Annotated in this window: 13 protein-coding genes; 8 read left to right on the top strand and 5 right to left on the bottom strand. The window is 56.0% G+C overall.

Features of this window, described 5'->3' with window-relative positions; genetic code table 11:
- Positions 1-3: 3 nt before the first annotated feature.
- Positions 4-567 carry a DNA endonuclease SmrA gene (gene smrA, locus GNG26_RS10345; RefSeq protein WP_156238611.1) on the bottom strand — a complete coding sequence of 188 codons (564 nt, stop codon included), beginning with the start codon at positions 565-567 and terminating at the stop codon, positions 4-6.
- A 357-nt stretch (positions 568-924) separates the two neighbouring features.
- Entirely contained in the window at positions 925-1,833 is a 909-nt protein-coding gene (locus tag GNG26_RS10340; protein WP_114315143.1) for a LysR family transcriptional regulator, read from the bottom strand.
- A 175-nt stretch (positions 1,834-2,008) separates the two neighbouring features.
- On the opposite strand from GNG26_RS10340, the gene GNG26_RS10335 reads away from it, so the two are divergent.
- The 6 genes from GNG26_RS10335 (at position 2,009) to uspE (ending at position 8,879) form a co-directional block, all read left to right on the top strand.
- Positions 2,009-3,319, top strand: a complete 1,311-nt coding sequence (locus GNG26_RS10335; RefSeq protein WP_156238610.1) for a M20 family metallo-hydrolase — start codon at positions 2,009-2,011, stop codon at positions 3,317-3,319.
- Positions 3,319-4,764: a M20 family metallopeptidase gene (locus GNG26_RS10330; protein WP_156238609.1), complete on the top strand. Its 1,446-nt coding sequence runs from the start codon at positions 3,319-3,321 to the stop codon at positions 4,762-4,764. Before GNG26_RS10335 ends, GNG26_RS10330 begins: the two co-directional genes overlap by 1 nt.
- Before the next feature lie 36 nt (positions 4,765-4,800).
- Entirely contained in the window at positions 4,801-6,327 is a 1,527-nt protein-coding gene (gene abgT, locus GNG26_RS10325) for a p-aminobenzoyl-glutamate transporter (RefSeq protein ID WP_156238608.1), read from the top strand.
- A 12-nt stretch (positions 6,328-6,339) separates the two neighbouring features.
- Positions 6,340-6,855 (top strand): methylated-DNA--[protein]-cysteine S-methyltransferase, encoded by a 516-nt coding sequence (gene ogt / locus GNG26_RS10320; RefSeq protein WP_103824528.1) that lies wholly within the window; start codon positions 6,340-6,342, stop codon positions 6,853-6,855.
- 183 nt (positions 6,856-7,038) lie between these two features.
- Positions 7,039-7,791, top strand: a complete 753-nt coding sequence (gene fnr / locus GNG26_RS10315; RefSeq protein ID WP_032617879.1) for a fumarate/nitrate reduction transcriptional regulator Fnr — start codon at positions 7,039-7,041, stop codon at positions 7,789-7,791.
- Between the two features lie 137 nt (positions 7,792-7,928).
- Complete coding sequence (gene uspE / locus GNG26_RS10310) at positions 7,929-8,879, top strand: universal stress protein UspE (protein ID WP_103179416.1); 951 nt, start codon at positions 7,929-7,931, stop codon at positions 8,877-8,879.
- 36 nt (positions 8,880-8,915) lie between these two features.
- Here the strand turns inward: uspE and GNG26_RS10305 are convergent, their stop codons facing one another.
- The 3 genes from GNG26_RS10305 to pntA form a co-directional block, all read right to left on the bottom strand.
- Entirely contained in the window at positions 8,916-10,031 is a 1,116-nt protein-coding gene (locus GNG26_RS10305) for a mechanosensitive ion channel family protein (protein WP_114315148.1), read from the bottom strand.
- Positions 10,032-10,145: 114 nt separating this feature from the next.
- On the bottom strand, positions 10,146-11,534 hold the full coding sequence (pntB, locus tag GNG26_RS10300) for a Re/Si-specific NAD(P)(+) transhydrogenase subunit beta (RefSeq protein ID WP_103824530.1): 1,389 nt from the start codon (positions 11,532-11,534) through the stop codon (positions 10,146-10,148).
- A gap of 10 nt (positions 11,535-11,544) precedes the next feature.
- Positions 11,545-13,074, bottom strand: coding sequence for a Re/Si-specific NAD(P)(+) transhydrogenase subunit alpha (gene pntA, locus GNG26_RS10295; RefSeq protein WP_103179413.1), 1,530 nt, complete (start codon positions 13,072-13,074; stop codon positions 11,545-11,547).
- A gap of 536 nt (positions 13,075-13,610) precedes the next feature.
- Between pntA and ydgH the strand changes: the two genes are divergently transcribed.
- Positions 13,611-14,564 carry a DUF1471 family protein YdgH gene (ydgH, locus tag GNG26_RS10290; RefSeq protein ID WP_114387176.1) on the top strand — a complete coding sequence of 318 codons (954 nt, stop codon included), beginning with the start codon at positions 13,611-13,613 and terminating at the stop codon, positions 14,562-14,564.
- 186 nt (positions 14,565-14,750) lie between these two features.
- Complete coding sequence (locus tag GNG26_RS10285) at positions 14,751-16,133, top strand: amino acid permease (RefSeq protein ID WP_114315151.1); 1,383 nt, start codon at positions 14,751-14,753, stop codon at positions 16,131-16,133.
- The last annotated feature ends 32 nt before the right edge of the window (positions 16,134-16,165 follow it).

Below are 16,165 nucleotides of genomic sequence, written 5' to 3'. Positions count from 1 at the left end.
ACGCTAACGGCTGCGTTTGGCGTGACGCTCAAAGTTTTCCTGCTTCGCTTCACCTGATTTACGCAGCGCGACGTAACAGGCGCCGCTGCCACCGTGGTGCGGCTGGGCGACGCAAAAGGCCTGCACCGCTTCAAACTCCGCTAACCAGCGCGCCAGATAACTGCGCACGATGTTGGCGTGAGAATTGTCGTCGCGCCCTTTACCATGAATGATAATCAGGTTGCGCAGACCGTCACGCTCCGCCTGACGGATAAAGGTGTAGAGCTGCTGGCGGCACTGCTCAACGGGCTGGCGCAGCAAGGTCAGGCTCGCCTGACGCGGATATTTACCCGAGCGCAGCTTGTCGATAACCCCCTGTTGTACCCCTTCACGCTGGAAAGCCAGCTGCTCGGCCAGAGGGATCACATCCAGAAAGCCGGTGGTCAGAAAGTTATCAAGCTGGGTGGTATCCACAGGCTGGCGGGTGCGCGTGGTGCGCGCTGGCTGCCAGTGGACCTCAGCACAGCGCTTGAGGGGCTGGACATCCTCCATCGCATCGAGAAAAAGCGATTTATCTTCTGGGTTCATGGCATCCTCCTGCTTAGCTGACAGGCTACTATACCTGCCCCCTTACCCTGGCTCAATGCGGCGTTGCCCTGTCTGCACGGCCAAAGGACAACCGATAAGAAAATAATAATAAATACAGTTATTTTAATTGGTAATTAAACCTGCCTGAAGTTTATTTTTATTAATGATAAAGTTTATGACTTAGGTAAAACTTTTAAAAACCAGGCGCTTTCTTATCTGTATTATTGTCAGGAAATGATATATACAAAGGTATCTGCACTATGGAAACAATAAGCAGAGTCGCATGTGGAGCAATGCTGTGTGTACTGTGGGGTCTGTTGGATGTCGACAGGCTCCATTTTTTTAACCTTAATGTGGTTAAGAAATAACCTGCCGGGCGTGACGTCTGAATTGTGTGATTAAAGATGCAGTCAACGGCGTTTGTCGTGAATCCCTTCTTTGAATCAGGTAATAGGTGGCTTTTGGTAGGGGTTCTTTAACCGGGATCATGACCAGACGCTGCGCCAGCAGCGGGTCGCAGCCTAACTCCTGCGGCAAAATGCTAAGAAAATCACTGTGCGCCACCAGGCTGATGCTTGACGAAAAGGTTTCACATACCACGCCTATATGCGGGATCTGTTCGCGGTGAGAAAACATCTCTTCCAGCTGCTTATAATAACTGCCGCGGGGTGTTGGCATTGTCCAGCTGTATTTCAGTAACTCATTAATTGATTTAGCGCCAGTCGCCGGATGACCTTCGCGACAAAATATCGCAAACGGTTTCTCAAACAATTTTTCAAACGTAAATTCATGATCATAAGGCCCCTGATAATAGGTATTTATGGTGAAATCGAGTTCGCCCTGACGTAATTCATTAATCATCGAAACTAATTGTCCCTCCATAATTCGCACTTTGACCTGGGGGTGCTGCTGATGGAAGCGGGTGATAACCGCGGGCATTAGCAAACGAGCAATACTGGCGCCCATGCCAATATTAATCTGCCCCGCCTGCTGGCCCTGTCGCTGACGAATATCATCCTGGGCGCTGCGCAACTCTTCGAGGATCAGGCTGGCATGCTGATAAAAACTCTCTCCGCACTCGGTGAGGGTCACCCCTTTACTGCGGCGGATGAACAGCTGCGCCGCGATGCCCTCCTCCAGCTCTTTAATCGATTTGGTCAGCGCCGGTTGCGACAGGTTCAGTACCCGGCTGGCTCCCCGAATGCTTCCCTGTTTTGCCACTTCCACGAAAGCCCGCAACTGGTGAAATTTAACCTGAAATGTCATGTCGGCACCGATAACCGTTGTTTATCAGAGAAAAGAAACTGTCATCTACTGTAATGGAATTGATTGTGCCAGGGTAAGCCACGAACGGTTAAATCTGTGAAAAAACGGTTAGTGATAAGTAAAAACTATCACAGTGTGAAGCAGTTCACATATTCTAATGATGACAGGAAACGATATGCATACACTGGCGCAGGACCTGAAGGCCCTCTTCCCCCAACTCATCGCGTGGCGACGCGATTTTCACCATTTTGCTGAATCCGGATGGGTGGAGTTCCGCACCGCGGCAAAGGTCGCAGAGAGACTGGATCAGCTGGGCTATGACCTGGCGATGGGCCGGGATGTGGTCGATGCCGACACCCGGATGGGCCTGCCTGACGATGCCACTTTGGCAGAAGCCTTTGCCCGCGCCCGTCAGCAAGGCGCGCCTGAAAAATGGCTTGGCGCCTTCGAAGGCGGTTTTACCGGTATTGTCGCCACGCTGCAAACGGGCCGCCCCGGGCCGACGCTGGCGTTTCGCGTGGACATGGACGCGCTGGATCTCGATGAAGCCCGCGACAACGACCACCTACCTTTCCGGGAAGGTTTTGCCTCCTGTAACGGGGGCATGATGCACGCCTGCGCCCACGATGGTCACACCACTATTGGTCTTGGACTGGCGCATCTGCTGATGCAGTACCGCGAGCAGCTCAACGGCACCATCAAACTGATCTTTCAGCCTGCCGAAGAAGGTACCCGCGGCGCACGGGCGATGGTGGCGGCCGGCGCGCTCGACGGCGTGGACTATTTCACCGCCATCCACATTGGTACTGGCGTCCCTGCGGGCACCGTCATCTGCGGCAGCGATAACTTCATGGCCACCACCAAATTCGACGTGCGCTTTACCGGCGTGGCGGCACATGCGGGCGGCAAGCCTGAAGAGGGACGCAACGCCCTGCTGGCCGCTGCCCAGGCGGCGATTGGCCTGCACAGCATCGCCCCGCACAGCGAAGGTGCCTCGCGGGTTAACGTCGGCGTGATGCAGGCGGGCAGCGGCCGTAACGTCGTACCCGCCAGCGCCCTGCTGAAAGTGGAGACCCGCGGCGAGAGCGAAGCGATTAACAACTACGTCTTTGCGCGCGCGAAAGCGGTGATTGACGGTGCGGCGGCGATGCATGGCGTCAGCAGCGAGTTGCGGCTGATGGGTGCGGCCACCTCCAGCACGCCGTCCCCGGCGTGGGTGAACTACTTACGCGAGCAGGCGCAACAGGTCGCGGGCGTTGAGCAGGCCATCGATAAGGTGAAAGCCCCTGCCGGCTCAGAAGATGCCACCCTGATGATGGCCCGCGTCCAGCAAAACGGCGGGCTTGCCTCCTATATGGTATTTGGCACCACCCTCAGCGCCGGACATCACAACGAAAAATTCGACTTCGATGAGACGGTGATGTTGATTGCCATCGAAACCCTGGCGCGTACCGCGCTTAACTTCCCGTGGACGCGAGGTGTGTAATGCAGTCAATTTACCGTTTTGTTGAGGATGCCATCGACACCCGCGCGCAGCAGTTTACCGCCATTGCCGATGCGATCTGGGATCACCCGGAAACCCGTTTCGAAGAGTTCTGGTCTGCCGAACGGCTTGCCAGCGCCCTGGAAGAGACGGGCTTTACCCTGTCCCGCGAGGCCGGGGGCATACCCAACGCCTTTATTGCCAGCTACGGCGAGGGGAAACCGGTTATTGCCATTCTCGGTGAGTATGACGCCCTGGCAGGATTAAGCCAGCAGGCGCACTGCGCCACCCCGCAAAGCGACACCCCGGGGGCCAACGGCCACGGCTGCGGGCATAACCTGCTCGGCACCGCCGGGCTGGCGGCCGCGGTGGCGGTAAAAAGCTGGCTGGAGCAGCACGGCGGCAGCGGTACCGTGCGCTTTTACGGCTGCCCCGGCGAGGAAGGCGGATCGGGAAAAACCTTTATGGTGCGTGAGGGGTTGTTCGACGATGTGGATGCCGCCGTTACCTGGCACCCCGAAGCGTTCGCAGGCATGTTTAACGTCAGCACCCTGGCCAACATCCAGGTGGCATGGCGTTTTCACGGCACCGCGGCCCATGCGGCCAACTCCCCGCATCTTGGCCGTAGCGCGCTGGATGCCGTCACCCTGATGACCACCGGCACCAATTTCCTTAATGAACACATTATTGAAAAAGCCCGGGTCCATTACGCCATCACCGATACCGGGGGCATCTCACCGAACGTGGTTCAGGCACAGGCGGAAGTGCTCTATCTGATCCGCGCCCCGGAGATGGCCGACGCGCAGCAGATCTATGAGCGTATCGAAAAGGTTGCCCAGGGCGCGGCGCTGATGACCGAAACCATCGTGGAGCGACGCTTTGAAAAGGCCTGCTCCAGCTACCTGCCTAACCGGACGCTGGAGGCCGCCATGTACCGCGCCGTTCAGCATTACGCTACGCCAGAGTGGAGCGACGAGGAGCGCGCCTTCGCGGCGGAGATCCGCGCCACGCTGAGCGACAACGATCTGCAGAACAGCCTGAAAAATATCGCCGCGACCGGGGGTGAAGCGGGTAAAGCGTTTGCCCGCCGCCATCAGCAGACCCTGCTGATTGACGAGGTGGCCCCTTATGCCATCACCGATAACGTGCTGGCGGGCTCCACCGACGTGGGTGATGTGAGCTGGAAAATGCCGGTTGCCCAGTGCTTCAGCCCCTGCTTTACCGTGGGCACACCGCTCCATACCTGGCAACTGGTTGCCCAGGGTCGCACCTCCATTGCCCATAAAGGCATGCTGCAGGCGGGCAAAGTGATGGGCGCAACCGCCCTGGCGCTTCTTCAGGATCCGGCGCTGCTGGCCGCCTGCCGCGAGGAGTTTACTCAACAAATAAATGAAAAACCGTACGTTTGCCCGATCCCTGAAAACGTGACACCGTCACCTTTAAAATAATAAAACACAACAACACAACACTCCCGAGGAACGCCCATGAGTATGTCATCCATACCTTCGCATTCCCCTACCGGCAAGCTCTATGGTTGGGTTGAAAGGATCGGCAATAAAGTGCCCCATCCTTTCCTGCTATTTGTCTATTTGATTGTGATTTTGATGGTCGCTACCGCCATATTATCGGCCTTTGACGTCAGCGCCCGTAATCCGGCTGACGGCAGCATGGTGGCGGTAAAGAACCTGCTCAGCGTTGAAGGTCTGCACTGGTTTTTACCGAACGTGGTCAAAAACTTCAGCGGCTTCGCACCGTTGGGGGCCATCCTGGCGCTGGTGCTGGGGGCGGGTCTGGCTGAACGTTCCGGCCTGCTGCCTGCGCTGATGGTCAAGATGGCCTCCCACGTCAGCGCGCGTTACGCCAGCTATATGGTGCTGTTTATCGCTTTCTTCAGCCATATCTCATCGGATGCCGCGCTGGTGATCATGCCCCCGATGGGAGCGCTGATCTTCCTTGCGGTGGGAAGGCATCCGGTGGCGGGTCTGCTGGCGGCCATCGCCGGGGTCGGCTGTGGCTTTACCGCCAATCTGCTGATCGTCACTACCGACGTGCTGCTCTCGGGCATTAGCACCGAAGCGGCAAAATCCATCGATGCTGCGATGCACGTCAGCGTGATCGACAACTGGTACTTTATGGCCAGCTCGGTGATTGTGCTGACGATTGTCGGAGGGCTGATCACCGATAAGATCGTGGAGCCGCGCCTGGGCAAATGGCAGGGCAGCAGCGAAGAAAAGCTGGAAGCGTTAACGCCAGAGCAGCGCCGGGGGTTGCGGGTGGCCGGGGTGGTGTCGCTGCTGTTTATCGCCGTTATTGCGCTGATGGTGGTGCCGGAGAGCGGCATCCTGCGCGATCCGGTGAAGCACACCGTGCTGCCCTCACCGTTTATTAAAGGCATTGTGCCGCTGATCATCCTCTTCTTCTTTGTCGTCTCACTCGCCTACGGCATCGCCACGGGCAAGGTGCGTCGTCAGGGCGATCTGCCTCAGCTGATGATTGAGCCGATGAAGGAGATGGCCGGGTTTATTGTGATGGTGTTCCCGCTGGCGCAGTTTGTCGCCATGTTTAACTGGAGCAATATGGGCAAATTTATGGCGGTGGGACTGACCGATATTCTGGAGAGTGCCGGGCTGAGCGGCGTGCCGGCGTTTGTGGGCCTGGCGCTGCTGTCGTCCCTGCTGTGCATGTTTATCGCCAGCGGTTCGGCCATCTGGTCGATTCTGGCCCCCATCTTCGTGCCGATGTTCATGCTGCTGGGGTTCCACCCCGCCTTTGCGCAGATCCTCTTTCGCGTGGCGGATTCATCGGTGATCCCGCTGGCGCCGGTCTCCCCCTTTGTACCGCTATTTTTAGGCTTCCTGCAGCGCTATAAGCCCGAGGCGAAACTGGGTACCTACTATTCGCTGGTCCTGCCGTATCCGCTTATCTTTTTAGGGGTATGGTTGCTGATGCTGGTGGCGTGGTATCTTGTCGGCCTGCCTATCGGGCCTGGGGTCTACCCGCGACTGAACTAAGGAATGTGCCAGATGCTGAGATTACTCGAAGACAAAATTGCAACGCCCCTCGGGCCGCTATGGGTCATTGCCGATGAGCAATTCAACCTGCGCGCCGTTGAGTGGGAGGAGCACAGCAACCGGATGGTGGAGCTGCTGAATATCCACTACCGGGCGCAGGGCTACGAGCGCATCAGCGCCAGCAATCCGGGCGGGCTGAGCGAAAAGCTCACCGCCTGGTTCGAGGGCGATCTCAGCATTATCGACACCCTGCCAACCGCCACCGCGGGCACCCCTTTTCAGCGTGAGGTGTGGCAGGCATTGCGTTCCATCCCCTGCGGCCAGGTGATGCATTATGGGCAGCTGGCCGCACAGCTTGGTCGCCCGGGCGCGGCGCGTGCCGTCGGGGCGGCAAACGGCTCCAATCCGGTTAGTATTGTGGTGCCCTGCCATCGCGTTATCGGACGTAACGGCACCCTCACCGGCTATGCTGGCGGGGTGCAGCGCAAAGAGTGGTTACTGCGTCATGAAGGCTATTTACTGCTGTAGTTCCAGGCTTTTAGTGCTTAATATTCCTTAAGTTAGTCGAAATATCCGCAACCAAGTTGTGGAATTTCAAGAAGATGCTAACACATTCACGCTTCTTGTCCTTATTGATGGTTTCCCCAGGCTTACGCAGGGTCAAAAAAGATGTTAAAATTGACCAATATCAATTAAGGCTTGAGCATACCTATGATCCCGGAAAAGCGAATTATTCGACGCATTCAGTCTGGCGGTTGTGCTATCCATTGTCAGGACTGCAGCATCAGCCAGCTCTGTATCCCGTTTACCCTGAATGAGCACGAGCTTGATCAGCTTGATAATATTATCGAGCGTAAAAAGCCGATTCAGAAAGGGCAGACGCTGTTTAAAGCGGGAGACGAACTGAAGTCGCTGTACGCTATCCGCTCTGGCACCATCAAGAGCTATACCATCACCGAACAGGGCGACGAGCAGATCACCGGCTTCCACCTGGCGGGCGACCTGGTCGGCTTTGACGCTATCGGCACCGGTAACCATCCGAGCTTCGCCCAGGCGCTGGAAACCTCAATGGTTTGCGAAATCCCGTTTGAAACTCTGGACGATCTGTCAGGCAAAATGCCTAACCTGCGTCAGCAGATGATGCGTCTGATGAGCGGTGAGATCAAAGGCGATCAGGATATGATTCTGCTGCTTTCCAAAAAGAACGCGGAAGAGCGTCTGGCGGCGTTTATTTATAACCTGTCCCGTCGTTTCGCCGAACGTGGTTTTTCACCGCGTGAGTTCCGTCTGACCATGACCCGTGGTGATATCGGTAACTACCTGGGCCTGACCGTTGAAACCATCAGCCGTCTGCTGGGTCGTTTCCAGAAAAGCGGCATGCTGGCGGTAAAAGGTAAATACATCACCATTGAGAATGGTGAAGCGCTGGCGGTGCTGGCGGGCCACTCGCGTAACGTCGCATAAATTCATCTGACTGCTGTATGCCAGATCGGTAATTTTACTGATTTATTGATCTGGCAAAACTTCCCCTCTGTTTCATTTTATATATATAGGTTACTCTTTTACTTACAGACTGTGGTGACAGTAGTAAGGAGACCTGTATGGCAAAGTATCAAAACATGCTGGTGGCCATCGATCCTAATCAGGACGATCAACCGGCGTTACGACGAGCTGTCTATTTACATCAACGGATTGGTGGCAGAATCAAAGCGTTTCTGCCGATATATGACTTTTCTTACGAAATGACCACCCTTCTGTCGCCTGACGAACGCACCGCTATGCGTCAGGGCGTGATCAGCCAGCGTACGGCCTGGATCCGCGAACAGGCAAAATTCTATCTTGATGCCGGTGTACCCATTGAGATTAAGGTGGTGTGGCATAACCGTCCCTTTGAAGCCATCATCCAGGAAGTGGTGAGCGGCGAACACGATCTGCTTCTGAAAATGGCCCACCAGCACGACAAGCTTGAGGCGGTGATTTTCACGCCGACTGACTGGCACCTGCTGCGCAAATGTCCGTGCCCGGTGTGGATGGTCAAAGACCAGCCGTGGCCGGAAGGCGGCAAAGCGGTGGTGGCGGTCAATCTTGCCAGCGAAGAGAACTACCACAACGCCCTCAACGAGAAGCTGATCAAAGAGACGCTCTATCTCGCCGAGAAGGTCAACCATACCGAAGTCCACCTTGTGGGCGCCTACCCGGTTACGCCCATCAATATCGCCATTGAACTCCCGGAATTTGACCCGACCGTTTATAACGACGCCATCCGCGGCCAGCATCTGCTGGCGATGAAATCCCTGCGGCAAAAATTCGGTATTGATGAAAAACTGACCCATGTTGAAAAAGGGCTGCCTGAAGAGGTGATCCCCGACCTGTCCGAGCATCTGCAGGCAGGTATCGTGGTGTTAGGCACTATTGGCCGCACCGGTATTTCAGCCGCCTTCCTCGGCAACACCGCCGAACAGGTGATCGACCATCTGCGCTGTGACCTGCTGGTCATCAAGCCCGATCAGTACCAAACCCCGGTCGAACTCGACGACGACGAAGACGACTAAATGTAAAAAAGCCCGCCAATTGGCGGGCTTTTTTTTCTAGCTCTCGGTGGCGGGCTGTGTCGAAGGCTGTGCGCTGTCGCCCTCTTTCATCCACGGCGCATGCAGCACCATGCTCGGCAGGGCCAGTTTTACCCCCTCCTCATTCAGGCTCTCCAGGATCCGGATATTGATCTCCTGCTGGATATCCATGTATTTGTTGTAATCCGCGGTGTTGACGATATGCACCACCTCAAAGGTGAGGCGGTCTTTGTCAAAACCGAGCAGATGGGCACGGTCGAAACGCGTTTCGCCGATATCGGTGATGATTTTTTTCACGTTATCGCCAATGATGCGCAGCTTCTCAGGCGGCGTGTCGCTGGCGACGCCAAAGGTAAAGACGATACGGCGCGTCTGCATGCGCTTATAGTTGTGCAGCGTTTGCTGAAGCAGGATCGCATTACCGCAGACAATCTGCTCCCCGCTCAGGCTGCGAATACGCGTCGTTTTAAGACCGATATGCTCCACCGTCCCGGCCACGTCGTTAAACACCACGAAATCGCCAATTTCGAAGGGCTTATCGAACCCTATTGAGAGCGAAGCGAAGACGTCGCTCAGGATAGTTTGCACCGCCAGCGCAATGGCGATACCCCCCACCCCCAGGCTGGCAACCAGCGCCGTGATATTAACGCCCGCGTTGGCAAGAATAGAGAGCAGCATCACTGACCAGACAATCGCCCGCAGGATCAGGCCGGTGATCACCAGCGTGACCGGGTTTTTATGGCTTCCCGGCGCCAGCATCACGTGTCGTAGCCAGGAGACTACCCCCTGATCCATCCACAGCGCCACCTGAATCGCCAGCACTAGGAACCAGGCGTGGCTGAGAGTGCCGGAGAGGCGGTCAGGAAGTTCCACGAAGCGCAGGCTGATAAGAAAAGCGACCACAAAGAGCATGACCCGGCTGGTTCTGTTCAGCATCTCGGTGAGGATCAGCTGCATCCGGCGTGTGGTGGGATGCTTATCGCCCCAGTTGGTGATCCCCTTGTGTACAAAGGTGATGATGCGCTTTAACAGCCAGTAAACCAGAAGCGTCACCACCACCACGGTGCCAAAGCCAATCCAGAACGTGGGGGTCATCATGAGCGCCAAAAAATCGAAGTGGGACAAAAACCGCATTATCTCTCCTCCCTTTACACAAAGTTAAAAGTATAGACAGATGGAATACATTGGCGGCAGAAATAAGAAAACCGCCCTGGTGGGCGGTTTGTTCAATGTGGATATAAGAGAGGCTTACAGCGCTTTTAAGATCGCATCCACGCTTGCTTTGGCATCGCCAAACAGCATGTGGGTGTTCTCTTTAAAGAACAGCGGGTTCTGTACGCCAGCGTAACCGGTGTTCATGGAGCGTTTGAAGACGATAACGTTCTGCGCCTTCCACACTTCCAGAACCGGCATACCGGCGATCGGGCTCTTCGGATCGTCCTGCGCCGCCGGGTTGACGGTGTCGTTGGCGCCGATAACCAGCACGGTATCGGTATCGGAGAAGTCGTCGTTGATCTCATCCATCTCCAGCACGATATCGTAAGGCACTTTCGCCTCAGCCAGCAGCACGTTCATGTGGCCTGGCAGACGGCCGGCAACCGGGTGAATACCGAAGCGCACCTTAATGCCGCGAGCACGCAGACGTTCGGTGATTTCCGCAACCGGATACTGCGCCTGCGCTACCGCCATGCCGTAGCCTGGGGTGATGATGACCGTGTGCGAATTTTTCAGCATGTCAGCCGTCTCTTCCGCGCTGATTTCACGATGCTCACCCACCTCTTCCTCACCGCCGGAAGTTTGTCCGTCGGTACCAAAGCCCCCGGCGATCACGCTGATGAACGAGCGGTTCATCGCTTTACACATGATGTAGGAGAGGATCGCACCGCTGGAACCCACCAGCGCACCGGTGACGATCAGCAGGTCGTTGCTCAGCATAAAGCCCGCCGCCGCCGCCGCCCAACCGGAGTAGGAGTTCAGCATGGAAACCACCACCGGCATATCGGCACCCCCGATAGAGGCCACCAGGTGCCAGCCGAATGCCAGCGCGATGATGGTCATCACCAGTAGCGCCAGTACCTGCAAGCCCACGCTGTCGGTGCGCACGAAGACTACCATCAGCAGAAACGACACCACCAGCGCGGCGAGGTTCAGCTTGTGACGGTTTGGCAGCATCAGCGGTTTAGAGGAGATTTTGCCGCGCAGCTTACCGAACGCCACGATAGAACCGGTAAAGGTCACCGCCCCGATGAAGATGCCAAGGAACACTTCAGTCAGGTGGATATTAACCAGAATCGGATCCATCCCCGGCTCGTGATAGAGGTAGCTGTTAAAGCCAACCAGTACCGCCGCCAGACCGACGAAACTGTGCAGGATCGCCACCAGTTCCGGCATCTCGGTCATTTCCACGCGTTTGGCAAGACGAATACCAATCGCACCGCCGATGATCATCGCCACCAGGATCCACGCGACGTTGCCGGTGTCCGGTCCGAAAATCGTGGCAATCAGCGCAATCGCCATCCCGGCGATACCAAAGTTATTGCCCTGCTGCGACGTTTCATGCTTTGAAAGCCCCGCGAGGCTGAAAATAAACAGGACCGCGGCAACAATGTATGCAGCGGTAACTAATCCTCCAGACATAGGTTACCCCTTATCCCTTACGAAACATTTTCAGCATGCGCTGAGTCACGGTGAAACCACCGAAAATATTGATACTGGCGATCAGTACCGCGATAAAGCTCAGGAAACTGACCCAGCCGCCGTGACCAATCTGCAATAATGCTCCGACCACAATGATCCCGGAGATGGCGTTGGTAACCGACATCAGCGGCGTATGCAGCGCATGGGAAACGTTCCACACCACGTAGTAACCCACCACGCAGGAGAGCGCGAAGACGGTGAAGTGGCCGAGGAACTCTTTCGGCGCCACGTCTGCCAGCCAGCCAAAGAGGATAATGGCCAGCGCCATCAAGGCGTACTTACGCCACGGCGAAGCGGGTTTTTCAGGCTCTTTTGGTGCAGGGGCGGCTTTGGCGGCGGCCTGCGGTTGCGCGGAAACCTGAATCGGCGGTGCCGGCCAGGTGATTTCACCCTCACGGACCACGGTGACGCCACGCACGACGACGTCCTCGAAATCAACGGTGATCGTGCCGTCTTTCTCTTTGCAGAGCAGCTTCAGCAGGTTCACCAGGTTGGTGCCGTAGAGCTGGGAGGACTGGGTTGGCAGACGGCCCGGCAGATCGGTATAGCCGATCACCTTCACGCCGTTAGCGGTGGTGGTGACCACACCCGGAACGGTGTATTCGCAGTTACCGCCGTTTTGCGCAGCCAGATCGACGATCACGCTACCGGCCTTCATAGAGTCGACCATTTCGCGGGTGATCAGTTTCGGTGCCGGTTTGCCCGGAATGAGCGCGGTGGTGACAATGATGTCCACCTCTTTCGCCTGGGCGGCGAACAGCGCCATCTCGGCTTTAATAAAGGCTTCGGACATCACTTTGGCGTAGCCGTCGCCGCTGCCCGCCTCTTCTTTGAAGTCCAGTTCCAGGAACTCGGCGCCCATACTCTGCACCTGTTCTTTTACTTCCGGACGGGTATCAAAAGCACGAACGATCGCGCCGAGGCTGTTCGCCGCGCCAATAGCTGCCAGACCGGCAACGCCTGCGCCAATCACCATGACTTTCGCGGGTGGGACTTTACCCGCAGCGGTGATCTGGCCGGTAAAGAAGCGACCAAACTCATGTGCCGCCTCGACGATGGCGCGATAACCGGCGATGTTCGCCATAGAGCTCAGGGCATCCAGCGACTGCGCACGCGAGATACGCGGCACAGAGTCCATCGCCATGACGGTGACGCCGCGCGCCGCCAGCTTCTCCATCAGCTCCGGATTCTGGGCTGGCCAGACGAAGCTCACCAGCGTGGTGCCCGGATTGAGCAGCGCGATTTCATCCTCTTCTGGTGCATTGACCTTCAGAATGACATCCGAATGCCAGACGTTTGCGCCGTCTACAATCTCTGCGCCCGCCTGAACAAACGCCTCGTCATCGAAACTTGCCAGCTTGCCTGCGCCGCTTTCAACCGCGACGGTAAAACCCAGTTTTAGGAGCTGTTCCACCGTTTTTGGTGTCGCCGCTACACGGGTTTCATTGGCAAACCGTTCTCTTGGTACCCCAATACGCATAGTAATCCCTTCCATCGGTTTTTGATGATGGTTTGTCGAATATTCATCACGGATATATAACGACAGCAACAGGCGTTAACCTGCCGCTCACGACTATCCGCAGAAAATAAAACAGTAACAAACTTTCTATAACCTACTGAAAATACCGCCTGTGATCCACAGCAAGAAAACACTTTTTATGCCTTTAACTGTCAAAAATAAGTGATCTGCATCTCTGACAGGCATATCTACCTTTATTTCGTCGCCAGGGCCGATGTTTAGCTCAGTCGAAGCGGTAAAAACACGATATAGCGCCAGCTAGAAACAACTTATTAACATTAAATCAACTTGTGAAAGTTATATGCTTTATTAGTTTTAGTGGTCAAACGGGTATTTTTTCAACATATCTCTAAAGGTTATGGAAATTGATCGCCCCCTTGCTGCTCGCTGTAAAAAATGGCGCAGACAGCAGAGGGTGTTAAATGCAATAATCGTCAACGTTTTCAAATTAACAACTACACCAGTACCTGGTTTGCGTAAGGCGAAGGATTATTTTTATGAAGCTTAAGAACACTCTCCTGGCGTCCGCACTCCTTGCTGCGACCGCTCTGTCTGCCAATGCCGCGACAGAGTTAACGCCGGAGCAAGCGGCTGCAACGAAACCTTACGATCACGTTACGATCGTAGGTCGTTTTAACGCAATTGGCGATGCAGTTAATGCCGCCTCCAAACGTGCCGATAAAGAGGGCGCCGCCGCATTCTACGTCGTGGATAACTCCGAATACGGCAGCAGCGGCAACCAGCGCGTCACCGTTGCGCTCTATAAAGCCGATGCCCCGAAAGCGGATGAGGTGAAAAACCGTGTGATTAACGGCGTGATGGAGCTGCCGAAAGATCAGGCCGTTCTGCTTGAGCCGTATGATACTGTCACCATTCAGGGCTTCTACCGCAGCCAGCCGGAAGTGAACGACGCCATCACCAAAGCCGCAAAAGCGAAAGGGGCTGACTCCTACTACATCGTTCGCCAGATCGATGCTAACCAGGGCGGCAACCAGCGCATCACTGCTTACATCTACAAAAAAGATGCGAAAAAACGTGTCCTGCAGAGCCCGGATGCCATCCCGGCTGACTCTGATGCTGGCCGCGCAGCTATTGCCAAAGGCGGCGAAGAAGCGAAGAAAGTGGAAATCCCGGGCGTGGCGACCAGCGCTGCACCAGGCGCCAGCGTTGCTGGTGTGGGCCGTTTCTTTGAAACCCAAACCACCAAAGGCGGTCGCTATAGCGTTACGCTCAACGACGGCACCAAAATTGAAGAGCTGAACAACGCCACTGCCGCGCAGATGATTCCGTTCGACAGCATCAAGTTCACCGGTAACTACGGCAACATGACCGAAATTTCTTACCAGGTGGCGAAGCGTGCGGCGAAGAAAGGGGCCAAGTATTACCACATCACCCGCCAGTGGCAGGAGCGCGGTAATAACATGACCATCAGCGCTGACCTGTACAAATAAGTACCCGGGTTCACTCAGGCGGCGTTATGCCGCCTTTTTTTTCGCTTTACCGCCACAATTCAGCCCTTCCTCATTGCATGCGCTCGTAACACTCCGTAAAATCCCGCGCCTTAGTGTGATCCACCATTTTTATGCGCTTCGACGAAATAATTATTCTGGATCTGACCCTTTTTAAAAAGGAAGCCAATGGAAAAGAAACTTGGCCTGAGCGCTTTAACTGCGCTTGTTTTAAGCTCCATGCTCGGTGCGGGTGTATTCAGTCTGCCGCAGAATATGGCGGCCGTCGCCAGCCCGTCTGCGCTGCTTATTGGCTGGGGGATCACCGGCATCGGGATCCTGCTGCTGGCCTTCGCCATGCTGCTGCTGACGCGCATTCGTCCCGACCTCGACGGCGGTATTTTTACCTACGCCCGTGAAGGCTTTGGTGAGCTGGTGGGTTTCTGTTCCGCCTGGGGCTACTGGCTGTGCGCGGTGATCGCCAACGTCTCTTATCTGGTGATCGTCTTCTCTGCGCTCAGTTTCTTTACCGACTCCCCTGAACTGCGCCTGTTTGGTGATGGCAATACCTGGCAATCCATTGTCGGCTCCTCGGTGCTGCTGTGGGTCGTGCATTTCCTGGTACTGCGCGGCGTCCAGACCGCGGCCAGTATCAACCTGGTCGCAACGCTTGCGAAGCTGGTGCCGCTGGGGCTCTTTATCGTGCTGGCGTTTATTGCGTTTCGTCTCGATCTCTTCAGCATGGACTTTTCCGGCGTGGCGCTGGGTGTCCCGGTCTGGGAGCAGGTGAAAAACACCATGCTGATCACCCTGTGGGTCTTTATCGGGGTGGAAGGCGCGGTGGTTGTCTCGGCCAGGGCGCGCAATAAGCACGATGTTGGTCGCGCCACGCTGCTGGCCGTACTGGCCGCATTAGGGGTCTATCTGCTGGTCACCCTGCTCTCCCTGGGCGTGGTGGCGCGTCCGGAGCTGGCGGAGATGCGTAACCCCTCGATGGCGGGCCTGATGGTGAAAATGATGGGTTCCTGGGGCGAGGTGGTGATTGCCGCCGGTCTGATCGTCTCCGTATGCGGCGCCTATCTGAGCTGGACCATTATGGCGGCAGAGGTGCCGTTCCTGGCCGCAACCCATAAAGCCTTCCCGCGTCTGTTCGCGCAACAGAACAAAAACAATGCGCCGTCCGCGTCGCTGTGGTTGACCAACATCAGCGTGCAGATCTGTCTGGTGCTGATCTGGCTCACAGGTTCAGACTATAACACGTTGTTAACCATCGCCTCCGAGATGATTCTGGTACCCTATTTCCTGGTGGGCGCATATTTGTTAAAAATAGCTACCCGACCGATGCATACCGTCGTGGGGATGGGCGCCTGTATTTACGGCTTATGGCTGCTGTATGCCTCCGGACCGATGCATTTGCTGCTCTCCGTCGTGCTCTATGCGCCGGGACTGCTGGTGTTTATTTATGCCCGTCGCACGCACCAGCTCCAGCACGCGCTGAAGCGCCGTGAAATCGTGCTGATTGGCTTATTACTGGTTGCCGCATTACCGGCAACGTGGATGTTGATGGGATAAGCAACCGCGTCCCATCGTCGAACGGATAAGGA

This window comes from Leclercia sp. J807 (assembly GCF_009734465.1).
In the GTDB taxonomy this organism is placed as follows: domain Bacteria; phylum Pseudomonadota; class Gammaproteobacteria; order Enterobacterales; family Enterobacteriaceae; genus Enterobacter.
Note: the sequence above shows the minus strand (reverse complement) of the source record. Positions and strands in the feature narration are given on the sequence as shown.